This is a genomic window from Streptohalobacillus salinus (assembly GCF_003201605.1).
Taxonomy (GTDB): domain Bacteria; phylum Bacillota; class Bacilli; order Bacillales; family Amphibacillaceae; genus Streptohalobacillus; species Streptohalobacillus salinus.
Window position 1 is genome coordinate 135801 of record NZ_QJJR01000005.1, and the last position, 24979, is coordinate 160779.

The 24979-nt window shown below is 38.0% G+C and carries 24 protein-coding genes; 6 read left to right on the forward strand and 18 right to left on the reverse strand.

The window, feature by feature from the left end; all coding sequences use genetic code 11:
- Positions 1-14: 14 nt before the first annotated feature.
- Both DES38_RS06420 and DES38_RS06425 read right to left on the reverse strand, forming a co-directional pair.
- Entirely contained in the window at positions 15-1784 is a 1770-nt protein-coding gene (locus tag DES38_RS06420; protein ID WP_110251277.1) for a cache domain-containing sensor histidine kinase, read from the reverse strand.
- A 39-nt stretch (positions 1785-1823) separates the two neighbouring features.
- Positions 1824-4085 (reverse strand): glycosyl hydrolase family 95 catalytic domain-containing protein, encoded by a 2262-nt coding sequence (locus DES38_RS06425; protein ID WP_245881976.1) that lies wholly within the window; start codon positions 4083-4085, stop codon positions 1824-1826.
- A gap of 924 nt (positions 4086-5009) precedes the next feature.
- Between DES38_RS06425 and DES38_RS06430 the strand changes: the two genes are divergently transcribed.
- On the forward strand, positions 5010-6185 hold the full coding sequence (locus DES38_RS06430) for an ROK family protein (RefSeq protein WP_110251279.1): 1176 nt from the start codon (positions 5010-5012) through the stop codon (positions 6183-6185).
- Between the two features lie 79 nt (positions 6186-6264).
- Here DES38_RS06430 and hpf read toward each other — a convergent pair whose 3' ends face one another.
- A complete protein-coding gene (gene hpf, locus DES38_RS06435; RefSeq protein ID WP_110251280.1) occupies positions 6265-6822 on the reverse strand; it encodes a ribosome hibernation-promoting factor, HPF/YfiA family in 558 nt (185 codons plus the stop codon).
- Between the two features lie 178 nt (positions 6823-7000).
- On the opposite strand from hpf, the gene DES38_RS06440 reads away from it, so the two are divergent.
- From DES38_RS06440 to DES38_RS06450, 3 genes are read left to right on the forward strand one after another with little or no spacing between them, the layout of a single operon-like run.
- The gene (locus tag DES38_RS06440) at positions 7001-7864 is read left to right on the forward strand and encodes a transporter substrate-binding domain-containing protein (RefSeq protein WP_110251281.1); all 864 of its coding nucleotides are present in this window, start codon (positions 7001-7003) and stop codon (positions 7862-7864) included.
- Positions 7865-7919: 55 nt separating this feature from the next.
- On the forward strand, positions 7920-8621 hold the full coding sequence (locus tag DES38_RS06445; RefSeq protein WP_110251282.1) for an amino acid ABC transporter permease: 702 nt from the start codon (positions 7920-7922) through the stop codon (positions 8619-8621).
- Positions 8622-8635: 14 nt separating this feature from the next.
- On the forward strand, positions 8636-9376 hold the full coding sequence (locus tag DES38_RS06450) for an amino acid ABC transporter ATP-binding protein (protein WP_110251283.1): 741 nt from the start codon (positions 8636-8638) through the stop codon (positions 9374-9376).
- Between the two features lie 102 nt (positions 9377-9478).
- Here the strand turns inward: DES38_RS06450 and fliT are convergent, their stop codons facing one another.
- The 13 genes from fliT to DES38_RS06510 form a co-directional block, all read right to left on the reverse strand.
- Positions 9479-9832, reverse strand: coding sequence for a flagellar protein FliT (gene fliT, locus DES38_RS06455; RefSeq protein ID WP_110251284.1), 354 nt, complete (start codon positions 9830-9832; stop codon positions 9479-9481).
- Positions 9832-10230 (reverse strand): flagellar export chaperone FliS, encoded by a 399-nt coding sequence (gene fliS / locus DES38_RS06460; protein ID WP_110251285.1) that lies wholly within the window; start codon positions 10228-10230, stop codon positions 9832-9834. The genes fliT and fliS overlap by 1 nt, the downstream gene beginning before the upstream one ends.
- 33 nt (positions 10231-10263) lie before the next feature.
- Positions 10264-11805 (reverse strand): flagellar hook-associated protein 2, encoded by a 1542-nt coding sequence (locus tag DES38_RS06465; protein ID WP_110251286.1) that lies wholly within the window; start codon positions 11803-11805, stop codon positions 10264-10266.
- A 14-nt stretch (positions 11806-11819) separates the two neighbouring features.
- Positions 11820-12212, reverse strand: coding sequence for a flagellar protein FlaG (gene flaG, locus DES38_RS06470; RefSeq protein ID WP_110251287.1), 393 nt, complete (start codon positions 12210-12212; stop codon positions 11820-11822).
- Between the two features lie 149 nt (positions 12213-12361).
- A complete protein-coding gene (locus DES38_RS06475; protein WP_110251288.1) occupies positions 12362-13039 on the reverse strand; it encodes an ABC transporter ATP-binding protein in 678 nt (225 codons plus the stop codon).
- On the reverse strand, positions 13039-14130 hold the full coding sequence (locus DES38_RS06480) for an ABC transporter permease (RefSeq protein WP_110251289.1): 1092 nt from the start codon (positions 14128-14130) through the stop codon (positions 13039-13041). The genes DES38_RS06475 and DES38_RS06480 overlap by 1 nt, the downstream gene beginning before the upstream one ends.
- 109 nt (positions 14131-14239) lie before the next feature.
- A complete protein-coding gene (locus tag DES38_RS06485; protein WP_110251290.1) occupies positions 14240-15184 on the reverse strand; it encodes a GGDEF domain-containing protein in 945 nt (314 codons plus the stop codon).
- Positions 15185-15217: 33 nt separating this feature from the next.
- Entirely contained in the window at positions 15218-15883 is a 666-nt protein-coding gene (locus tag DES38_RS06490) for a cobalamin B12-binding domain-containing protein (protein ID WP_170114351.1), read from the reverse strand.
- Between the two features lie 474 nt (positions 15884-16357).
- Positions 16358-17041 carry a zinc metallopeptidase gene (locus DES38_RS06495; protein ID WP_110251292.1) on the reverse strand — a complete coding sequence of 228 codons (684 nt, stop codon included), beginning with the start codon at positions 17039-17041 and terminating at the stop codon, positions 16358-16360.
- Entirely contained in the window at positions 17038-17199 is a 162-nt protein-coding gene (locus tag DES38_RS11990; protein WP_170114352.1) for a hypothetical protein, read from the reverse strand. The genes DES38_RS06495 and DES38_RS11990 overlap by 4 nt, the downstream gene beginning before the upstream one ends.
- Before the next feature lie 71 nt (positions 17200-17270).
- A complete protein-coding gene (locus DES38_RS06500; RefSeq protein WP_245881974.1) occupies positions 17271-18620 on the reverse strand; it encodes a sensor histidine kinase in 1350 nt (449 codons plus the stop codon).
- Positions 18617-19288 (reverse strand): response regulator transcription factor, encoded by a 672-nt coding sequence (locus DES38_RS06505; RefSeq protein WP_110251294.1) that lies wholly within the window; start codon positions 19286-19288, stop codon positions 18617-18619. Before DES38_RS06505 ends, DES38_RS06500 begins: the two co-directional genes overlap by 4 nt.
- A gap of 135 nt (positions 19289-19423) precedes the next feature.
- Positions 19424-21739, reverse strand: coding sequence for a sensor domain-containing diguanylate cyclase/phosphohydrolase (locus DES38_RS06510; RefSeq protein WP_110251295.1), 2316 nt, complete (start codon positions 21737-21739; stop codon positions 19424-19426).
- A gap of 206 nt (positions 21740-21945) precedes the next feature.
- Between DES38_RS06510 and DES38_RS06515 the strand changes: the two genes are divergently transcribed.
- Positions 21946-22188, forward strand: a complete 243-nt coding sequence (locus tag DES38_RS06515) for a hypothetical protein (RefSeq protein WP_110251296.1) — start codon at positions 21946-21948, stop codon at positions 22186-22188.
- Between the two features lie 88 nt (positions 22189-22276).
- Here the strand turns inward: DES38_RS06515 and DES38_RS06520 are convergent, their stop codons facing one another.
- Together DES38_RS06520 and DES38_RS06525 are read right to left on the reverse strand one after the other, a co-directional pair.
- Positions 22277-22927, reverse strand: coding sequence for an SDR family oxidoreductase (locus DES38_RS06520; protein ID WP_110251297.1), 651 nt, complete (start codon positions 22925-22927; stop codon positions 22277-22279).
- A 70-nt stretch (positions 22928-22997) separates the two neighbouring features.
- On the reverse strand, positions 22998-23870 hold the full coding sequence (locus tag DES38_RS06525) for a radical SAM/SPASM domain-containing protein (RefSeq protein ID WP_110251298.1): 873 nt from the start codon (positions 23868-23870) through the stop codon (positions 22998-23000).
- Positions 23871-24124: 254 nt separating this feature from the next.
- Here DES38_RS06525 and DES38_RS06530 point away from each other — a divergent pair, with 254 nt between their 5' ends.
- Positions 24125-24934 carry a Cof-type HAD-IIB family hydrolase gene (locus tag DES38_RS06530; RefSeq protein ID WP_110251299.1) on the forward strand — a complete coding sequence of 270 codons (810 nt, stop codon included), beginning with the start codon at positions 24125-24127 and terminating at the stop codon, positions 24932-24934.
- Positions 24935-24979 lie beyond the last annotated feature (45 nt).

Consider the following 24979-nt stretch of genomic DNA (forward strand, 5'->3'; position numbering starts at 1 on the left):
AAAATTGTTTATGGTTATTGAATCGGTAGTCGAATCGTCATTGTCGTACCTACGCCTTTTTCAGACGAAAGAGTTAGACCGTATGCCTGACCATAAAAAAGTTGAATCCGTTGATGAACATTGCGAATACCTATGCGTTTTCCATCTAGGTGATCAGTTACTGATAAATTATCTTTAACCTTTTGCAAGCGTTCTGAATCCATTCCAACACCGTCATCGATGACCTGAATCGTTAATAGTTCATCTATGTCGACGTTGACAACCAAATGGCCGCGATCTTCCTTAGGCTCTAACCCATGAATTATCGCATTTTCTACAAGCGGTTGAATCAACAACGGGAACAAGACAACGTCTTTGGTTGAACCCCTTACATCCATGTGATAACTAAGTTTCTCACCAAAACGCATCGCTTGAATTTCAAGATATGTTTCGATCAAGTCTAATTCATCTTCTAACGGTACCGGACGGTCCACACGTTCTAGGGCGCTTCGCATCATTTTAGATAACTTTTTAATGAGTGTCGCAACTTCTCGGTCATCATTAACCAATGCTTTCATTCGAATCATTTCCAAGGTGTTGTACAAAAAGTGCGGATTAATTTGCGATGATAACATTTTAAACTCTGATTCTTTTTGCTGACGATACCAACGCTCTTCCTTAATTTTATGAACATAGACTTCATCGATTAACGTCTGTAAGCTTTGCGATGTTTGATACAGTTGATCATATGCTTCCCCAATTTCATCTTTCCCAATTATCCTTGGCTCAATATTAAATTTCCCACGCGCTACCCGTCCCATTGCACTTTTCAGGGTATTGATACGGGAATTGAAGGTTTTAATAAATAACTGGAAAGCCACGATTGAAACAATTAGCGCAGCAAACATAATCAAATAACCCCGCTTAAAAATAGCGTTTGGTTCTTCCATTAACACTTCAACCGGTATTAACGTAGCTATCTGCAACTCATTTTCAAGAGATTTTTCAGGACGTAAGCGGTGTAAATTCACTTTTACTTCTTCGCCATCAATCGTTTCATCATAGATAAGATTTGACGTGCGATCTTCACCGGTAAGGCCCTGCATAAAGGTTGGATGTTGAAATTGTTGCTCCTGATTGGTTGAATAAATAATTTCTTGATTATCTAAAGTTATATACACCTCATGAATCTCACTATCTACCACTTGTCTAATCTTCTCCATTGAAACGTATATATTTAACACACCTAAAAATTGTTCGTTTTGGCCATAGACAGCACGGGTTAGGGTTAAGTATTTCTCTCTTGTCCAGTGTTCTTCTTTAATGATCCAACTGATTCGCCCTTCTTTTGCTTTTGCTTGTTCAAACCAATCACTACTCGTAATGTCTTCAGTAGCAGAAATAAAGTAGGAATCTGAGATCATGGGTCGAACCATGAAAAATTGAATGTTTTCAAGTTCATCATAGAACCTTAAGAAATCATTAAAGATGGGGTATCGGTCATAGGCCTGATACATTTCAAAGGTCGTTTCATACTCACCACGAAGTAAAGTATCTAAATCACGATTTAAGTAAATCAAATCTGAAATGTGCGTCACTCGATTTACAATATTCTCTAATTGAAGTTCGATTTTTTCTAAATTCGCTTCTGTTTCAAAAATTGCGTTGTTTACTACTACATCTCTTACACTTACATTCAGATGAACACCCACTAAAATTAAAGGGAGGGCTGTTACAAGAAGATAAACGCTCATTAACTTATAACTAATTTTCAGATCTAGTAGTTTCTCTTTTATCCAGCGCATCGTCTCTATCCTCCCGTTATTGCTTCAATTAACATCACACTAAAGCTCAAATTCTAGCACAACCGTTTGTTCACGTACCAAGTCAACACATTGCTCTGTTGCAAGCTCACCGTGCAGTTTGGCTTGCTTAAATAGCGGAAACCGAAGCGCTAAACGTTGTTCTACCGGACTCATCAGCATGACTCTAAGTGATTTTTTCTCAAGATCCCAGTTTAACTGCAGGACATTAATTTGGTTCGGTAACTTCACACCACTCAATTCACCAGCAGAAATCTCTTCAGGTAATGCTTGCAAAAGATAAAGGGTATCATGATGATAATCAATCAACATTTCATGTATCACTTGAGGAAAGGCGCCATTTCCATCAACATTAAATACCTCTAATTGATTATAGTGGCTCATCATAAGCGAAGGAAAGAAACAATTATTTTTCAATACCATCATCATTACTTCTTTGACTAATTCCGGCATATGAAACTGCGTAGCAAGTAAGGCACTATGCATGCGACCGTGCGTTGAGGTGGTATCGCCCTCTTCGCTCTCTAACCATGCGCGCCTACGTTTATCAAAAGCGACTTGACATGCGTTAAACCAAATTGGATCAGTCTTTTGGGTAAACTCGCGAGACTGAAAGATCGGGTATAGATGAGAAAAATGACGATGATTATAGGCTTCTCCTTTATTAGGTGTTAACCATTCTTTAAAGGCACCCTCTTCATTAATCATATAGGGCGGTAACTGGTCTTTCATTTTCTCAAGGATAGCTATTTGATCTGGTTTTATACCGAGCACTTGGTAACTTGTGATCAAATTTGTGATAACTTCTTTTAATACAGCAATATCTTGTGTCGCATTATCTCCACACCCATTTTCTGCTGAATAAGAAGGCCGGAATAAATAATGGCCACTTTCATCTATCGTCAAGAAATCTTGGTAAAACGCGATAATCTCTTCTAGATAGGGCACTGTTCTTTCTCTCAAAAAGTCAATATCACCGGTATAATGATAATATTGATAGAACCAGTGACCTAACCATCCTGCTCCACACGTCCAGTAATGCAATGGCCAATCTTTATTCCAATGAATATGATGACCATGTGTGCTTGAATGAATCGATGACACGATTCCACTACTGTTAAAAAAACGTTTTGCATTTTCCTTGAAATCAGGCAATAACGACTCAACCAAGTCAAAGAAACCAAACAAACCTTCTTCTAGATTACCTGAGAGTGCTTGAGCAATTGATAACTGAACGTTCGTATCAAAGGTATAATCCCCGCTCCACGCGGGCTGGAAATCACCACTCCATATCCCCTGTAAATTAGGTGTCTTATGGCCTGCACTTGCAATGTACATGTACCTACCTGCATCATAAATCTTCTCAACCAAGGTGAGCGGTAATGTCTCTCTATTCGTTGCATCACTCATCAGCGTATAAAAGTTTTCAGATGGATCTTTATCATGTTTTAAATGAAGTTGCACACGGTCAAATAACGATTGATGGCGTACAACATGTTGACTAAACAAGGTCTGATAGTCATGAGTCAGTTGCTTAATCGGCGGTGCCATTAAAGATAAATCAATCCGAAAAACAACAATCAACTCTTTGGTACCCGTAACATGCAACAAGTCATCTTCTTCTGTTACTTTACCGTGATGAGTGAAGAGCTGTGCCGTTACCGTATAGCCACCTTCTTTATGGCGGTATTTATTATGCCATTTGAATTGACAATCTTGATAATAAAAGTGACCGGATAGAGCTTCATTTTGATAGATTTGCGGAGAAAGCGTTAAGTTAAGTGCTCCATCAAAGTTTCTAATCCGATGGATAATCAGATTATCATGTCTGGAGACAAAGGTTTGTGTTTGAATCTGCTCTCCATCTCCGAGATAGCAGCTCAACGCTTCTCCAGTTTGATAATTTAAAGCTCGCTTATAGTGCGCGACGTTATTGATATGAAAATCAATCGCTAATTCAAAAGCAGGAACAAACGGATCACTCATTTGTAAGCCCTGATAACCTCTTTCTGTAGCCATTTTAAATTGAAAATCAACGGCCGCTTGATAGCCATCTGTTTCAATTAGTTGTCTAACCTTCGGCAGCAAATCACTCAGATCTGGTGTCGGTTGTTGATGCGATGTAGGCAAAAACAAATCCGCATGATTCCCAATTAACCTATCATGCCTCGGATCGCCAAAAACAATCGCGCCCATCTCCCCATTTCCAAGTACAAAACCTTCTTCCCAGCGTGTTGCCGGTTGATCATGCCAAATGCCTTTTTTCGGAGGATCGAATTGCATCAAAATCATTCACACCTTCCCTAGTTTAATCCCATTTCAAAAGATAGGGATTTACATTGTTCAATCTGTGTTATTGTTCAGCTAAAAAAGATTCGCATTCTATTTCATCAATTCTAGTCTTACAAAGTACTCCTCAAAATCAGGTCGGAGCATTTCGAACTTAAGATAACAACTCGTCATTAAACGCAAGGTAATGTTACATTAATCATACCATATAGGTATATTTTTGATATCGTTTATTAAAAACCTATCGCATCGTTTGACCGCCATTTTAGACGTAGCTTTTTCATTCAGCTTCCAGCTAAACCATTTTTAACGTGACATTTTTTCCGAAATAGAGCCACTGTCTTAGTGTTGTTAACTTTTAGATTCGTTAATTTCGTGCATGGTGGAAAAATGAACACAAAAAATAAACCATGGTCGATAAAACCAAACTTTTTTCATCACGAAGAAATCGTCTTAATATTTTTCAACACAGCTAGGCTTAACTATAGAAAAATCTATCTTTCTATATAAGGTTCGTGTATTGAAGTTTATTAAAGACAACTGACTTTTCTGATGTAATCCGTACTCACTACCTCTATTATTTCTTGACTGACTTACACTCAGCGTTAACGTAATAAAGGTGAAATCTTAAAAGCGCAGGCAAAATAGAGCCCTCACACATTAAGTGATCAGCTAATCCCGATAAACGCTAATTGTCTGTCTATGCATACACAGTCTAATCAGCAAGCGTGATAGCGGTTACATCATTTGCATAAGGAAGAGAAAAAATAATCTTTCACGTTCGTTAATCGTAGGTAGCCCAAATTATAACAGCCCCACTTAAGTTTGTCCACAGGTTGCACAAAGGTAGTGAATTGTTCACCTAACTATGATAAAGTAAAATGTAACATAACTAAAATTTAGAAAGAGAGTGCCAAAATGAGTCGGACTTGGAATCAATATGTAGTTAAACAAGAAAATAAAGCATTAGTTTTAACAACAATTATCAATCATACCCCAATCTCTAGAGCTGCCGTGGCCCAGTCCACTGGATTGAACAAAGGTACCGTGTCCTCTCTCGTCAGTGAATTGATTGATGAAGCGTTTGTAACCGAATCAGGACCCGGTGCTTCAAGCGGGGGACGTCGACCGGTGATGTTGCTGTTTAACGCAAAAGCAGGTTTCACCGTTTCTGTTGATTTAGGTGTTGGGTACATACAAGCTGCTTTAACTGATCTTAATGGTGAAATTGTTCAAGTCGAAAAGAAACAAGTCAAAGAGTCGACCTTCGACCTTGTGTTTGAAACGCTCGTTCATTTGATTGAGCAGTTAATCAAACATGCGCCTGTGTCCCGTTATGGCGTCATAGGAATTGGGGTCGGTGTTCCTGCAGTTGTTAGTCATGAGGGAGAAATTTTACTTGCGCCCAACTTAAACTGGAAAAACATCCAATTGAAGCAAGCGTTAGAAGATGTCTTTGATTTGCCTATTCTTATTGAAAACGAAGCAAACGCAGGTGCATACGGTGAAATGCGCTTTGGCTTTAAGCAACCACCTAAGGATATGATATATGCCAGTATTGGGATTGGAATTGGGGCAGGCATGATTTTAGATGGTAAATTATACACAGGAAAAAGCGGATTTTCAGGTGAAATTGGCCACATGACCATTGTCAAAGATGGCACATCTTGTCGTTGTGGCAACGTAGGTTGCTTTGAACGCTATGCATCAGAGCAGGTACTACTTGAACATGCTGTTAAACGGCATTTGATCAAAGCGAATGAAGATTTATCATTGGATACTCTGATTAAAAAAGCAGAGGCTCACGACCAAGAGGTGCTTCAATTATTCGAAGAAGTTGGTGAGTATATCGGCATCGGATTAACAAACATCATCAATATCTTTAATCCTGAAGTTGTTTTGATTGGAAACCGTTTACGCGACCTACAAAAATGGTTAATTCCTCCTATAGAGCACTATATCCATTCCCGTGCCATTGGCTTTCACCAACAAGATTTAACCGTCGATTTTGCGAAACTCGAGAACTTTTCAACGGTAAAAGGAATGGCTGCGTTTACGATTGAACGGTTCTTAGCTCAATTAAAAGACATTTAATCGTAACAAGTTTTTTATATGCTTCACGTTAAAAAAGAGGCTGTCCAAATGGACAGCCTCTTTAGTCATGTTTGTTTATTTAGCTCGGTTCAATTAAACCATAACGTCCATCGTGTCGACGGTATACTACATTTGTCTCCCCTGATTCTGCATTGGTAAAGACGTAGAAACTATGGCCTAGCATATCCATTTGTAACACAGCTTCTTCTGAATCCATCGGCTTAAGATCGAATCGTTTTGTACGAACAATCTCAACGCCTTCTTCATCATCATAAACCGGGCCATCATCCAACAAATCTCTTTCCATCTCTGCAAAGATATGTTTAGGCGCGCCTTTCGAACGCGATTTACGATTAATTTTTGTTTTATGTTTGCGTATTTGACGTTCTAACTTATCTACCACTAAATCAATAGCTGCATATAAGTCGGTGTTCTTGTCCTCAGCTCTAAGTAGTAAATTAGGCATTGGGATGGTTACTTCAATCTCTTGCTCGTCATTATAGACACTTAAATTGACATTAACATCTGATGTTGGAGGCGTTTCAAAATAGCGCTCTAACTTACTAACCTTTTTCTCAATGTAACTTTTTATTGCGCCAGTCACCTCGATATTTTCTCCTCGAATGTTGTATTTCATGTAAGTGTCCTCCTTTCTATATCTATATTTGATAATTACCCCTCGTATTCGGCAGGTAAACCAAGAAATCGAAAATTAATTTATAATTTTTTCATTGACTTTACCTTTCATTCATGATATTTTAATACATATTATTCCGATTAATTAAATCAGGATTAAAGCCGAGGGGGAAAACAAAATGAAAAAGATAATAGGTTTACTTACAAGTTTAATTATTGTACTAGGGTTGGTCGCTTGTGGCAATGATGAAGCTACAGACAGCACTGGTGACACGACTGATGATACGCCAACAACTGCTTGGGATCGTATTTCTGAAGAAGGCACGCTCGTCGTCGGAACCTCAGGTACTTATCGACCTGTAACCTACTATAACGAAGAGAACACACTCACGGGTTATGATGTCGAAGTCATTCGAGCAATTGGTGACTATCTAGAACTTGATGTGCAGTTTGAAACCATGGATTTTGATGGCATCCTTCCTGCTTTGAGAAATGAGCAAATCGATATCGCTGCGAATGACTTTACGATAACCGATGAACGCCTTGAAATTTTCGATTTCACTGAACCTTATAAATATTCTTATGGTTCTATCATCATAAGAAAAGAAGATTACGACAATTACGAAGATGCCAATGATTTAGAGGGTGTACCTGTTGCGTTAGGATCATTAACTAGTAATTACGCGCGCTTCGCTGAAGAGATTGGTGCTGACGGCATTGCTTATGATGGCGGAACAGAAGCTATATTACGTGACATCTTAAATGGCAATCGTGATGCATATCTAAATGATCGACTCGTGCTTGCACACACTGTCGAAGAGTTTGGTGAAGACGCATTAATTGTCCATGATCAAGTTAAGTACCATGCGACAACCAGTGCAATTCCTACTTTAAAAGGAAACGACGAATTAGTTGAAAAATTAAATGAAGCAATTAATGCATTAAGAGAAGATGGAACATTAGAGCGGTTATCAGTTGAGTTCTTAGGTGAAGATGCATCTGAACCTGTTGATAGTGCTGATGTTGTAGAGTTTGATATTTAATCGTTAATTGGGTCGGAGAGAAATTATTTCTCTCCGATTTTTTAGGAGGGTCAACATGATAGAAGGATTTGACAATATACAGTGGCATTACTTATTTAATCCTGAACTTGCTTACGATTCCTTACCACTCTTGTTGGAAGGATTACAAATTACAATAATTATTGCTTTCTCTAGTATGTTTTTTTCATTAATACTAGGTTTAGTTGTGGCGATTATGCGGATGTCACGCTTTAAAATCTTTGATTTACCTGCACGACTTTATATCTCTTTTATGCGCGGAACACCTCTTTTGGTGTTTATTTTCATTCTTTACTATGGACTTCCTGTTATCGGCATTCAGTTTACCAATCCGATTGTTGCTGGTATCGTCGGCATGAGTTTAAACTTTGCTGCTTATAATGCAGAAGTTATTCGTTCGGCCATTTCCTCCGTCTCTCGCGGGCAATGGGAAGCTGCGCAATCTTTACAAATGAGCTATATTCAGATATTAAGACGTATTATTTTACCTCAAGCCACCCGAATCGCATTGCCACCTATTTTCAATATCTTTATGGATATTGTCAAAGGGACATCATTAGCATCTGTTATTACTGTCCATGAATTATTATATTCTGCCCGTATTGTCGCGGGACGCACCTACGAAAGTATGACCATGTATGTCGCTGCTGCACTAATTTATTGGGCAGTATGTATCATCATCGGCTTCTTCCAACAACGTTTAGAAAAACGTTATAGTCGCTATTTATATACTAGGTAAAGGATGTGCATCAAATGATTAAACTAGAAGCAATTGAAAAAAGCTTCGCTGACACGACTGTGTTAACAGGGATTGATTTTGAAGTAGATAAAGGTGAAGTTGTTTGTCTAATTGGTCCATCAGGTTCTGGAAAAACAACACTCCTGAGGTGCTTAAATGGTCTCGAGATTCCTGAGTCTGGTCGAATTACTATTAATGGTGATTCGATAGCCTTCTCACATAAACAAAAAAAATATCCAATCAACAACTTGCGCCGACACACAGGAATGGTCTTTCAAGGGTTTCACCTTTTCCCCCATAAAACAGTGTTAGAAAATTTAATCGAAGCACCGTTAATTGTAAAGAAGCAAAAGCGTGCACCTTTAGTTAAACAAGCTGAAGAATTACTCAATAAAGTAGGCTTACTTGAGCACCGAAACAAATACCCTGATCAATTAAGTGGTGGACAGATGCAACGAGCTGCCATTGCACGCGCTTTAATGATGGAGCCTGATGTGATGTTATTTGATGAACCCACTTCAGCACTTGACCCACAACTTGTTCGTGAAGTGTTAAAGGTCATTGAGACTTTAGCAAAAGAAGGACAAACAATGGTCATTGTCACACATGAGATGCATTTTGCTAAAAAAGTTGCCGACCGCGTGCTTTTTATGGACCATGGGGTCATCATTGAAGAAGGTCCCGCCGAGAATATTCTTGTAAACCCCGAAAAAGAAGCCACTCAGGACTTTTTACAGTTACTTGTTGATGAGTAACCCTCCCGCACTAGCCGTTTGATTAGACCCTATCTAAAAGGCTCCTCGCTATCCGATGAAAATCTTAGATAGCGAGGAGCCTTTTACTATTCATTACATTGTTTATTTCTTTTTGTCTAAATAGGACCCATCAAGTGTTGCAACCTGACGATAAGGGTCTAAATACTGTTTATTTGAATTTTTTTGTTTCTTCGCATGACGTATCTCATTTTTTAAATCACCAAACACGCTACCTAATCGTTCGCTGATGACTTTATCTTTTTCTAGAAGATCAGCTAACATTTTTTTATCACTGTCACTATAAGGTGGTTGCAATTGCTTGATAAGTTGATCACGCTGATCAAGTTTTTGATTGAATACTTGAATAAGGTTTTCGCGTGTCTTTGTGGTTACCGCTTCTGTTAGCAGCACTACCATCTCATCTGTAATTTGATTCAATTGATCAATCTCACGCATTAGGCTCTAGCACCTTGACTATAAGCTTGTGTACGCGTTTGTTTAATAACTTCTTTCCAGGTGTTTCTAAAGTCTTCAACTAACGCATAGGCCTCCATAAGAATTTCTACGTCATTTTTAATGTTCGCATCCAAGAGACGACGATTAATGTATTCGTATAGTGGCATGATTTCTTTAGCGATTGCACTATCATGGTCAAGCGTAATCATTAATTCACTAATAATGTTTTGTGCTTTTTGTATGTTCGTGTTTTTCATTGGAATATCTTTGTCTTCCATTCCCTTTTTCGCATACTTCATAAACTTAAGACAGCCATTGTATAACATTAATGTTAACTCACCAGGTGTTGCTGTATTTACTGAATTTGTCTTGTATGCTTGTTGTTGCTGCTGCATCATAATCAAAAGACATCCTTTCTACTACTTTCTTGCTTATTGTTGGCCACCTGACATTTGTGAATACAGGTAGTTCGATTGTTCATTCATTTTTTGGATTGCTTTCTCCATGGCAGTAAACTGACTCCAGTAACGATCTTCCACTTGCGTCAAGCGACGATTGAAATTATTAATGCGTTCATCCATATTCGATAATTGACGACCTAATGTATACTGGTGCGCTTGACTCGTTGTCCGTCCAGCTCGTTCATTAATCCGACTCACTGTCTGGTCAATGGCTGTATTTAATTTGTTAAAGATACCTTCTTCACCAGCTGTGCTATTCGCAAATAACTTATTCACTGATTCAGGGTCATCATTCAACGCTTTTCGCAATTTATCTTCATCAACTTCAAGCTTACCACCATTCATATAGTCACGGGTCGTATTGATACCCACTTCAGTTAAATGCTTAAACGCACCGTCGTTATTAACACTGTTTGTCCAAGCTTGACGCATTTGTGTTAAGCCACTTTGTAAAATTTGATCGCTTTTCAATAAGCCGCTTCGCGCTTTTTCGTCCCACATTTCAATTTCACGATCGCTCATATCACTCATCTGTTCCTCATTCAAAGGATGATAGTCACGATAAAGTGGTTCTCTTGTGCGCGAAGTAATTTCATCTACCATGCTGTTATACTGTTCAACAAAGTCCATGATTTTCTCAACAGCACCATCGGTGTCACTGTTCACGTTCACATAAGTTGGCGTTCCATTTGATACGTTGTTAAAGTTAAAGGTGATTCCATTTAAGGTCGTTTGATTTGTTTTTGACGTTAACTGAACACCGTTATATTTGAAGGTTGCGTCGGTACCACCTTGTTCAGTAACCGTTGTTGAATCTGCAGTGGGATCTGCATTCATGCCAAACAACTTCGACATAAATGAATCATCGGCAAACTGAATTTCAGGCCCATCAAGATAGTCTCCTGCACTTGTTTTTTCCATAATGATTTTATCTTGTGTTATATCATAAAAAGCACGCACACCATTATCATCATTGGTCAACCGTGTTAAAACTGTATCTATTGTATCTGTTGCAGAAACAGCATAGTTAAATTCTTTTAACTCACCGTTATGATGTGTACTGAACGTTAAGGTTTCTTCTGCTCCAAAATCAGCTTCAGCCAAACCGCTAAATTTACCGGCGGTAATCTGATCTTTTATTGACGCGAACGGACTGACCTTATCTGTCGCAGATGCTGAAATAGTTCCTTGTGTCACATTAATCGCTGCCGAAGCAAGCTCTGTAACTTCCATATTATAACTACCGTTTGAAGCGGATGAAGATGCCGTTGCTGTTACTGTATTGTTTGATGATGTTGTCGTTTTTGACGTGTATGTGTTTTTTAACCGCATGTTTAACAAAGCATCATCTAACTCTTTAAATTTCACATTCATTTCACGATAGGCATCACGCTTCCACTCGATGGATGTTCGATCTTGTTCAATTTTATCTAAGGGAATACGTTCAGCTGCCATTAAATCTTTTACTGTTTGATCAATATCCATACCTGAGGCAAAACCTGAAATTCTCATATCTTACACCTTCCTCATACTTTTTCGTCGACTAGGATGCCCATAAATTCAGCCATCGCTGCGTACATGTCTAACATTTTTTCTGGTGGTATTTCTCGTACCACTTCATCGGTATTCTTATCAACAACTGTAACATAATAACGTTCGAGCTTATCATGCAATTCAAACCTCACCGATGTTTCGACAGGTTCTAAAAATTCATTTAAACCTTCAACCATACTTTCCATTTTAGCACGATCTTCCTTAGAATATGGTAATATCTTTCGTTGCGCTGGTTCTTTTTCGGTTGATGTATTTAATTGGCTCGATTCTTGATGAATGGGTGCTCGTGATGTAACTTCTCCTACCTCTGTTTGCGGTGAACGAACAGGCGTGGCTGTTCCTTGTAAAACACGACTTACATCCATATAAATGCCAACTCCTCTTGACTACTCTTTCTATTTATATCGACGACAATTGTTAAACCTTAACCAATCTGCGTACAATTAGGTAAAAAAAACTAGTTTAAAGAGTTTTCCTCTCTAAACTAGTCAATTGCTTAACGTATGCGACAACGTTAGCGTTGCTTCAAATGACCGTGATCCATCTCATAAACATGATCACAATAAGTTAATAAACTTTCATCATGGGTAACCATAATTGCAGCTTTATTATTCGCTTTTACCTCTTGTTTAATTAGCGCAACAATTTCTTTGCTGCGTTCTTCGTCAAGATTTGCAGTCGGTTCATCCGCAAGAATAACTGCGGGGTCATTAATAAAAGCACGCGCAATGGCAACCCGCTGTTTTTCTCCACCAGAAAGCTGATGTGGATAATGATTGATTCGATGTGATAAACCTACGTCATCTAGCATCGCTTTTATTTTCTCAAGACTTTGCTTCTTAGTCTGTTTATTTAATGTTGCCACTAGCTGCAACTGATCTTTTACTGTTAAATAGGGAATTAAATTCGCTGATTGAAATATAAATCCCATTGACTTCAAACGCACATCTGATAATTGTTGGTCTTTCATCGTAGAAATATCTTTACCATCAACAATTAATTGTCCCTCATCGGCCGATAATAATGCCCCTACAATAGATAAGAAGGTACTTTTCCCAGAACCAGAGGGTCCGACTACCGCTGTAAAGCTTCCTTGTTCTAACTGAAAGTCAACAGCGTTCAATACTTCAATCGTATCGTCACCATCTTTAAAACGTTTCGTTAATTGCTTTGTTTCTAAAGGATATCTCATTATTCAGCCCTCCCCATGGCTTGCTGCGGATCTACTTTAATAATGCGACGACTGGAAATAAGAGCACCTAGCAGTGACACAATTAACATCAACCCAGTGTAGATAGCAATGTTCAATAGATTAAAGTCGAACGGCATACCCTCAGGTAAAATGGTTGATGTAAACCAGGTAAATAAAACAGCTAAAGTTAAACTAATAATCGTTAAGATACACACTTGTAACAGCGTTGTGCCAATCAAGAATTTATTTTTAGCTCCAATTGCTTTTAAGACACCAAACTGATTCAACTTTTGAATGGTTAAAATGTAGAAAAATGCTCCCAGAACAAACACTGAAATTACGATAAGGAAAAAAATCATCATATTCAATGACATTTGCTCAGAAGAATGACCTGGTACAGCGTCAACAATGTCTGATCGATTCACCCATACCCCGTCGGCAAGGGTTGCTGAAATCGTCTTTCTCACTTCTTCATTTGACTCAGTTAAAACCACTGCATTTGCCACTTTATGAGGAGAAATTTCTTCGACATAGAATGCTTCTTCAGACATGTAGATGACTGGTGCATGTCGATAGGTTTGATTTTCAGTAAACCCAATCACTGTAAAATATAATTCGAGGTCTTCAGCATGCAAGGTGTCACCAATGCTGACACCATCTGCTTTCATTGTTTGATCAATGACGACATTTAATTGATCATTCGCCTGTAAATCTTCACCTTCAATTACCCCAGGATAAAGCTGATCGCTAGGAAGAACAGGAATTAAAGTCACCGCTAATTTCGATTCATTCTCTGCGTGATCCAACCGTAAACTTTGTGTAATAAGTGGTTCCCATCCCTGACCGCGTTCTACTTCTGCAATTAAGTCTTCAAGTAGGAAGCCCGATTGATCCAACACATTTTCACTGTCCTCGCTCACATAGAAATCATCGACTGTCATTGTTTCAAGTGCTGCAATGTTATCATTCGATAGACCCCTAGCTAGACCACTCACAATTAATACGAGTGATGCAATTAAAAATAAAATCAATCCAATTAAACCATATTTGACTTTGGAAAAACCCATTTCCTTCGTTGCTAATTTAAACATGTTTTTCACTCCCCTATAACAACTATATTAACCATTAGGTTAAGATAGTTCAACTGAAAGGCTAGAAATATGTGGAACTTCGACATACACCTATTGCTTGTTGTCTAACTTATCGTTTATTAACATAACCTTTAGAACCCCGTTGCTTTTTTCTTTCGTTTTTTTTCACCTGACGTTTATTACGATACATCTGTTCATCAGCCACTTTCAGCAAATAATCAATATCCGCTTTACTATTGATTGTCTTTCGTTGTTCTTGATCAATAAATGTCATGCCATAGGATAAAGTAACAATTGATGTTTGCGTATTAAAGCTTCTGCTAATCGTATCTAGCTTCTCTTTTATGTACGATTGATCGTGATCAACGGAGATAATCACAAATTCATCGCCACCAAATCGGAACCCCATATGGCAGTGCTGGTGAATCATCTCTGCAAACTGAATGAGCAATTCATCACCTGCTTTATGTCCATAATTGTCATTGACTTGCTTAAAATCATTAAAATCTATCATAATAATACTAAGCGCTGACCAACTGTCTTTAGTTAGATACTCAAACAAATACTCATAAAAGTACTGGCGATTATACAATTTTGTTAACGGATCAGTTATACTTGCTATTTTCAATTCATGAATTTTTTGTTTTAATTCCATCTCTAAATTTAATTTTTCATCAAATAGACGTGCCAATTCAGCATTAGTTCCTAACACATTTTCAACCATTTCATTATAATCTGAAGGGTAAGGAATCATGACCAACCAACAATTCACTTGATCGCGTTTATATTTCAGGAAACAAGCAACTGATGTTTGGTTCGTTTTCATGTAAATATCTGTTGTTCCAATTGTTTGTGTTGTCTTACCGGCAATAACGTTCTCTAATCGTTTTTCCGAAAAGTCATCAACGTATTGATAAATTGAGGTTCCGATCCTCTTTTGTTCCGCTTCATCTTCGCCTGAGTGAAAAAGTATCTCACCGCTTTTGTTTACATAAAAAACGGAGACATTCACATCATTGAGCATCGCTAATAAATCAGTATAGTTAATTGCCATCACTTACCTCCCCCCCTCTACACTTTCGATTACCTAGTTGAATATACCGCTCTTAGTCTGATCGTTATTTAACCAATCACTCATTTGACTGATTGATTCAAAATAATAATCGTAATAGATATCCTCTAATAACTGCTCATTATTCCGAAAGACAAAACCACCAACAAAAATTATTGGCCGATCCACCACATCGATTTCTTCTAACTGCTCACTTAAGTCAATCGCTTTTTCCAGATGGCTAGCCATCGTTACCGAATAAGCGACATAGTCGATATCTAATGCGCTGATTTGTTCAACAATGTCTTTATTAGGTACATTAGGACCAAAATCATAGGTTAAAATGTTATGCACATTAAATAAATTCTTAATCATTTGTATACCTAAATAATGTGTATTCGATTCAATCGAAAAAACTGCTGCTTTTTTACTGCTAGGATTAAAGTGCTGCATTGATTGTGCACTGATTTGTGTTAAGACAAATTGAGTAATTGCAGTTGCTGCATGCTCCTGAGCAATCGATATTTCGTTTGTCTCCCATAGATCTCCAATTCCGTACATCGCGTCGGCAATAACCGTGTAGACATCGATGAGTGACCGTTCTTCTTCAAAGGCACCTTGAATAATTGCATAGGCTTCTTTCGTCTGCCCACTTAATAAAGCCTTTTGATACGCTGCTTTAAGTGTCTCTTTTGACTGCATCTTCATCACCCACTTCTATCATTTAAGGAATTAACTACCCTATTCAAAGCTACCCTATTTATAAATATTGTTAGGTATCACGAGTATATCATGGACATCAACGGTATCCGCTCATTAAAAAGTCTATTCGAAAATACCTAGGTCGTTTGTATATCCCTTAGTACTATCCTTCATTCCCCTATCTAGGTTAGAACAAACAATGAATCGTATTGACTTTTCAGCGTGCATTTATATAGTCATCAAATCCTTTTCTTTTATAAACATGCACGTGCATCATTTTCTGATGCATGTTAATTTTACTGGGTGTTCCACTGTAAAAATGCCCCTTAAGCGGTGCTTGCCAAAGGTACGCATACCGATTTAATAGCGTCTCTTTATCCTTCGCTCCGATGTAACCGGATATCGTAAAATCAACCTGTTAAAGCAAAAAAAAAGTACACGCAAAAACGTGTACCTTTTCATTATGACTTCTCTTTAATCTCGACCACCCGCAAAGATCATCACAAATTTTAATAGCTGTAATGCAGCAATTGCAGCTGACGCTACGTACGTTAGTGCAGCAGCATTTAAAACACGATTAACGCCCGTTCTTTCTGTCTCTGATACGAACCCTAAGCGGTACAATTCTTTCTTCGCCCGGTTACTTGCATCAAACTCGACAGGTAATGTGGCGAGTTGAAAGAGAACTGCAACAGAAAATAGTCCAATACCAATACCGATAAGTGGCGAAAATTTCATTACAAAACCTAAAATCAATAAAATTGGCGCTGAACGTGAACCGAGGTTCGCAGCCGGAAATAATAATGAACGAAATTTCAGCATTGCATAACCTTCCGCATGCTGAATTGCATGGCCCACCTCGTGTGCCGCAATTGACAAGGAAGCTACCGATGCCCGTGAATAAACTGGCTGTGATAAACGAACGACGCGTTTCAGCGGGTCGTAGTGATCAGATAAACTCCCGCGTTTACTCAGTTCTACTTTAACATCATATAGCCCATGCTCATCGAGTAATTTGCGAGCAACTTGTAGTCCGGTTACTTGCGCTTTGGCTCCTACTTTTGCATAGCGTTCAAAGTTAGATTGTACTTTTGATTGTGCCCACATCGCAACCCCAAAAGCAATAAAAATAAATATATCCATTTCATGAAAAATCATGAACAGTCACACCCTTCGTTTAAGTGATTAAACTGAATAACTTCAGCATCAATGCCTTCTTTTTCTAAGGCTTGTTTAATTTGTGTCATTTTCGAGTATCCCTTTTTCAAATAGTGTAAATAATGTTGTTTGATTCTCGCTTCATCGGTCGTACACATCCATCATGTCCCCTTTACTTATCGGTTAAGATTAGTTTACGACAACAATATGAACTGAATGTGAACTTCAGTTAACTTTTTGGTAATCGGACAAAAAATGTCGTTCCGACTCCTTCTTGACTAATACAGTCCGTTCGTCCCTCATGCAACATTACAATCCGTTTGACAATGGATAAACCTAAGCCGCTACCAGAATCGACACCAGTTCTTGAACTATCTACTTTATAAAAACGATCAAACACAAAAGGAATTTCCTCATCCGGAATACCAATACCAGTGTCGTTGATTCTAAAAACATGATTTGATTCTTCTTGGTAATGGTTAATATAAATGCTTCCTCCTGGTTTATTATACCGGATCGCATTAACGATAAGGTTTAACCAGACTTGTTCCATTAGATCTTCATCCAATGCAAGGGTCAGCGGCTCAAGATTAAGCTCTACCAAAATATGCTTTTCTTGCCACTGTGGTTCAGTCTTTAACACTATTCGTCTGATTTGTTCATCCAGTCGATACGGTTGTTTATTTATCGGATAAGCATCTTGATCAAGTTTAGTCATTTTCAATAAATGCTCTGACAAGCGTGACAATCGATCAGCTTCATCGTAGATAATCCCTAAATATTTATCTTGTTGATCAACTGAAACAACACCGTCCTTAATCGCTCTTGTGTAGCCTTTTATCGAGGTGAGTGGTGATTGTATTTCATGAGAAACATTAGACACGAATGTTTTTCGCATCTCATCGACATTTTTGAGCGCTTGTGCCATTTGATTGAATTGCTCCATCAACTGACCTAGTTCATCTTCACGCTCTGTTTTTAAATTCACTTCAAAATCACCGTGAGTTAATTGTTCAGCTGCTCGAGTTATTTGTTGGATACTACGAACAAAGTATCGTGAAATAAATAAAATAATGACACTCCCACTCAATAAGACAAAAATCAAAACTTGAATCATAAGCCGTCGAATTGCCTGCATATCCTCATAATAATCTAAAGTAATCCTCGCATACATGGGTTCGCCTTCAACGTCAACAAGGGTTACGATATCGCGTCGTAGCTCAGTATCGGTGTAGTCAATAATACGTGCCGAACGACTTGTCAATGTGTTGATTTCACTTTCATGAAGCGGTTCTTCTAAATATTTATGTTGCAGGCCAAAAATAACCAGTTCTTCATGGCTCAGCACCTCAACCGCTAACCCTAAATCTTCAAAAATCGGTAACAATTCCTCGTGTTCTTCAGGGTCAACCGTTTCTATAATAGCGGTTACTCCCTGCGTGGCACTGTTAAGTTCCGCTTTAAATGCTGTTTGATTTTGAAAAAAATGTGTAGTAATCGCATAAGAAATAATCACACTTAAACCAACACCGATAATAAAAATAAATACAAACTTCCAATAGAGACTGCGTTTCATCATAAGGCATCCTCTAGTCGATACCCAAGTCCACGAATGGTAGTAATCTGAATGCTTTCGATGGTTCTTAGTTTCTCACGTAAGCGTTTAATATGAACATCGACCGTTCGCTCATCTCCCTCATAGTCATAACTCCAAACTTTATCAAGTAATTGCTGTCTAGTGAAAATGCGACCGGGTTCACTTGCTAACTCAAACAACAAGCTCATCTCTTTATTTTTTAACGCGATTATTTCATTATCTGCCTTTACGAGTAAGGTGTTTTTATTAAGCATAATCCCGTTGAAATCAATCAAATGATTGCCGATCAGACGGTAACGTTTGAGCAGTGCCTTCACGCGTAAAACAAGTTCAACGGGGTCAAAGGGTTTTACCAGATAATCATCTGCTCCTGCTTCAAATCCTAACACTTTATCATGCGATTCGCCCTTTGCTGTTACCAAGATAATGGGTAAAGCATGATAAAGTCGGATTGCTTTCGTTAAGGCGATCCCATCTAATTCTGGCATCATTACGTCAATCACAGCTAAATCAATTGCTTCTGTCTCTAACAGTTCGATGGCGTCATTCCCATGACTCGCTTCAACAATATTAAAACCTTCTTTATTTAGGTATAGCCGCATTAATTCTCGAATATGTTGATCATCATCTGCAATCAGTATATTTACCATAGTTCCCTCCACTTGATTATTCAGTTCACTAGCGATCTTTTAATATACAACAAGAAATAGACATCAACATTGATTGATGCCTACTCTTGTTATACCATATATACCTTTCATTTGTCTTTCATAACGGGTGATCCTTTAGTACTTTTCGATGGTATCGGCTAAGAACGATTCAACAACTCGAGGATCAAATTGCTTGGCACACTGTTCTGTAATGATGTTAATGACTTCTTCTCTTGGAAGTGCTTGACGATAGCTATGGTGTGACCGCATGTGATCATAACTTTCTGCTAAATGAATAATTCGTGAAAAAATAGGGATCTCACTATTACTAAGACCTTTTGGATAGCCTGTTCCATCATAATGTTCATGATGATATAGAATATAATCAGCCAGATGTGCATAGCGATTAACTGCACTCAGAATGCTATAACCTGCTTCTGGATGACGTTTAATTGCTAAACGTTCCTGTGGAAGTAGTGGTGTGTCTTTTGTTAATAATTCTGGACCTAGTACAATCTTGCCGATATCATGGAATTTTGCTGCCGCTTCAAGTTGCAAAATTTCTGATTTATTCAATCCCACATGTTCTGCGATTTGAATCGACATCTTGGTTACACGTCCTGCATGAGCCGTTTCTCCAGGGTAAAGATGATCAAGCTCTTGCAAGATTGCATCAACCATTTGTTCTCTTAATTCTGATCTTTTGCTCATCTTGTACACATACATTTTATCTTCTGCATCACGGTAAACGTGTTGCAGTGGCAAATCAACGGTTGTTTTCGTACTGTGTCCATACGAAATTGTTAACGGTAAAAAGTGTGTACGATCGCGTTCCAACGTGTCATTCACTTTTTCAATATAAGCTTTCGCCTCTAATTGTTTTGTATGTGGTAACATAACGACAAATTCATCGCCACCCACTCGACACACATAACCTTCTTCATCAACAGCGGCCGTCAAATGATTCGCAATTTTCTTGAGCATATCATCACCTTGATCATGACCAAAAACATCGTTCATTAATTTTAAACCATTAGCATCCACCATCACAATTGAAACCGGTAAATACTGCTTGTGATTAAACTTTCGCATTAACGAATCGTAGAAGCGTCGGTTATATAGCCCAGTCAATTGATCACGATAGCTTAGGTCATAAACCTCTTGTTCGCGTTCAAGTCTGTCGCTAATATCACGGCAAACCATCACATATCCATTGATCTCATTTTGAGCGTCACTTACAGCAGACAGGGTATATTCGATTGGACGCGTTTGACCATTCACAACAAGTGTTCTTTCAGTTAGTTCACCATCATCATCTTGATCAAAGATATGGCGTTCTTGATTGTATCCGTCGAGCAAGGTAAAGACTTCGTGAACATAATCACCTACCAAATCATGGTTTAACCAATTGGTCATTGTTTGATTCATTAAGGTAATCTGTCCCTCTTTAGTTATTAGAATTACACCATCTGAAACCGATAAAATTGTTTTTCTAAAGTGTTCGCGTTCGAGATACATTGTTTCTTCCAACGTTTTCATTTCTGTGATATCAATATGCGTCCCTACCGTTATTGTCGAATATTGATTCAATTCATCTTTAATCGTTTTCCCCCGTGACCAAATCCATGCATAATTACCATCCGCACGCTTCAATCTAAAATGACTCTCATACATTTTCTGCGATGGTTTATTTAGATATTCTTTAAATTTTAGGACGGCTTCTGTTTGATCTTCTGGATGCATTAATTCGACCCAACTATTTAAATCGTGGTTATTGATTTTCATTTTGATTTGGTCATCATTGTATCCAAGCATAGCGTAATATTCTGGGCTGGTCCATAGTTCACCGCTTGCATTGTCATACTCCCATGCACCAGTATTAGACACAGTAATAACGGTGCGGTATCTTGCTACTTGCGTTAACCGATTTAATTCTTCGGTTCGCTCTTTAGTAACATCCCGGTCATAACCTTGATAGCCAACCACCCGATTATCTGCATCATAAACAGGCCGACCATCGGTAATAAACCATCTCACCTCATTGTCTTTTGTCAATTGAGGATTTTCATAATCACGAATGGGTAAACTCTTCTTCACGTAATGCAGCCCCAATTTTTTTGTTTGTTGTTGACTAAGGGGCGCAATTAAATCATAGAAATAATGGTGTTGAACCAGCTCATCTGGCTTATATCCTAGTAATCCAATAACACTTTTACTTACATAGGTATATTTACCATCTAAATCGACTTCCCAAAAGTACGTATCACTACGAGAAGTTAACAAGTCAAAACGGTCATTCACTTTGCGGAGCTGTTGTACCTTAAGCCTATGTAGCTCCGTTATCTTCCGGAAACGCGCAAAAAGATAAGCCGCAACAAGAAATAAGACAAATAAAATGATGAGTGTAATTATTAAAAAGGGTTGATTGAATAGCAAATCAAATGCTCGCATGATGGGTTAAGCCTCCGTTCATGATTTTTTCAGTCATCAGACAATTATAGTGCTAATGAACGAGGTCAAACAAAAGTTGTTATCATTATATACCCTTTTTACGTCTGAATTGTGCATCTTTTTTCTTATTTTTAAAAAAATCCGCAACCTTTCTTTTTTTATATGCTACACTAGTTTGTGAAAAAAATATCAAGGAGGCTATTCTGGTGGAACCTAAAACGCAACACACAGAAGATAGATGCCACATTGTTACAACTAAACAAAAAGATGACGATATCGATATCGTTATTTTAGATCATGTAGAAGGTTTTGTTTATTTCCCCTTAAGTCAATTAGATAAGCAATCAGATAAATTCCAGCGTTTTATTAACCAGAAGAAGGATGAAATTCTAGCTGGTCAGTTTGAGACAACACTTGTAGATATGAATGATGAAGATCCTTGTTGCTAAAAGATTTCCCTAACGAAACACCCGCCGTTTAAGTAAATAATTAAACGGCGGGTGTTTGATTTGAATGTTTAAACTGCAATATTTCATTTTATAACTGTTTTAATGCATCAACAATTGACGTTTTACCTTCAACCACTTGAAACTCTTTACCTTTTAAGTTGTCATCAAAGATTGTTTCATACAGTACCTTGCTGACATCACTGCGCGAGATATTACCAGGTTCAACTTGTTCCTTAATGGTTACTTGATCGGTCTCTTCATCATCAGTTAACCGACCAGGATGAACAATTGTATAAGCTAAGTTACTTTTTCTTAACCAGTCATCCGCATAGTGTTTTGCTATTACATAAGGTCTAAAGCTTTCTGGTGCATTTTGAATCGCTATTCTGCTTGTGTCGAAGGAACTAATCAAAATATAACGGTTTACTTTTAGGCCGCCAGCAATTTGCATCGTTTTAATCGCCCCATCTAAATCGACAGCCATCGTTTTATCAAAACCTGTATTAGGTCCTGAACCGGCCGTGAACACAACCGTATCAATGTCTTCAAATGCTTTAGCTAATTGATCTAAGTCGCCTTCTAAATCAGCAAGCACTGCTTCTACACCTTTGTCCTCAAAACTTTTTACTTGTGCTTCTTTCCTAACCATTGCCCTAACATGAGCATCTTCGGTAGCTTGGAGTCGATCGACTAACTTGTGCCCAATTTGACCATTGGCACCAATAACTAATACGTTCATGAAAACACCCTTTCTGATTTGGTCTTCTCATATAGTATTACCGTTATTAAAAGAATTAAACATCATTGTTTTAGCCGAATTTCTTTCTAAAGCCGCACTTTCGACAGAGTTCCTCAACAGCTGTGCGATTTGAGAACCCATTAACGATTGCAGTAGCACGCTCCCCTTCGATGATCGACTGAAAGGTTGTTTCTTTTATATTTCCTAAATTAATCACGCCCTCACCATCTAAGCAACAAGGAACAACAGTACCATCTGTTAAAATGGCTGCCTGGTTTCTCAGACCATAACAAAAGCCTTGGCCCTCATCTTCTTGTTCATCAAGACTCGGCCAGGTAAACTGATAATCTTGGTTCAAATAGACATTCTGTTTCAATTTCACACCAGACTCTGGCGATAAGTCATCAAAGACGCTGAAATCAAGATTGAAATGCGAACATAAACGCACCAAACTATCATGATTTTCTTCAGTAAACGTTTGTTGTCCCTCGCTTTGCAAGTTCCATAATCTAAATGAGACAATCGTGTTCTGATTCTCAGTTAATTCATCAACAAAGGTTAAGATTTCTTCTAAATACCGTGCTTTATCTATTTTAAACGGTTGTCCTTCAAAGCTATGTAAAGAAATATTTAGTTGTCTGAGTGCAGGTTGATTTAATAGTTGTTGTCTCTTTTTTCGAAGCAAGGTGCCATTTGTAGTGATGTTCACCTTAAAACCAAACGCATCGCTATGCTTAAGCAACTGATCAAGCTTTGGATGTAACAACGGCTCACCCTTGACATGAAAATTTAAATAGTCCGTATAGGGCTTTATTTCAGTTAAGCGTTTGATAAAGTCATCTTCTGAAATGAAGCTTTTAGGGCGCAATGTTTCTGGACAAAATGTGCACGCTAAGTTACACACACTCGTTATTTCTAAGTAGAATTTTTTAAATGGCTTCATACTAGCATCCCTCAATTACATATACTTTTATTACCTATCAAAACAAGAGCTAACGTACAACTACTTCACAGATAGCTTGATGTGATTCACTAGCTTTATTAAACCATAGCCTGCGGCACAAAACTAGATAAATAAGTGAATAATTTAACGAAAATCGTCGAAAAGGCTACTTTCTTTGTGTGTTTTAAAGTAAAATGGAACGTAGTTCAAGAAAATAGATATAAACATAAGGGGGCAGCTTTTAAAGCATAACGATGACTTATAAAATGATTGTACTGGACTTAGATGACACATTACTTATGGAAGACCACACCATCTCACCACTAACGAAAAGAACATTAATCAAAGCTCAAGAAGAAGGCATCTACGTTGTGTTAGCATCTGGTAGACCTACTTATGCCATGCGCGAACTCGCTAATGAATTAGAACTCCATCAATTCGGGAGTTATATCGTATCATTTAACGGTGGCAAAGTAACTAACTGTAAGACAAATGCAACGATTTTCAGTAGCACGGTGCGTTCTAAAGATGTTAAAGACTTATATGACATCAGCAAAAAAGAATCAGTTCATATTCATACATATGTTGGAGATGTGATTGTGACTGAGAAAAATAACCCTTATACAACCATTGAAGCTGACATTACTGGTTTACCTGTAATCGAAGTAGAAGATTTTGTTGCAGCGGTTACAGAAGAACCGGTAAAAATCCTTATGGTAGAAGATCCGGAGATATTAAAATCACTTGAGCGAAAGTTACAACGTACTTTAAGTGATCGCTTTAGTGTGGTGCGCTCCAAGCCTTACTTTTTAGAGTTCACTGAAAAAGGAGTGACCAAAGGCACAAGTTTAGATTTTCTGATCAAACAACTCGACATCAAACGTGAAGAAGTGATCGCTGTTGGTGATAGTTACAACGATCAAGCGATGATTGAATTCGCAGGATTAGGCGTTGCCATGGGTAATGCGCCTGAAGATATTAAAGAAATTGCTGATTTTGTTACACTTTCTAACATGGAAGACGGCGTCGCTCATGTCGTTGAACAATTTATTTTTAAGAAATAAGCCTTTATATCCGTAACGAAAACTTACACTTTCTTGGAAGATAAA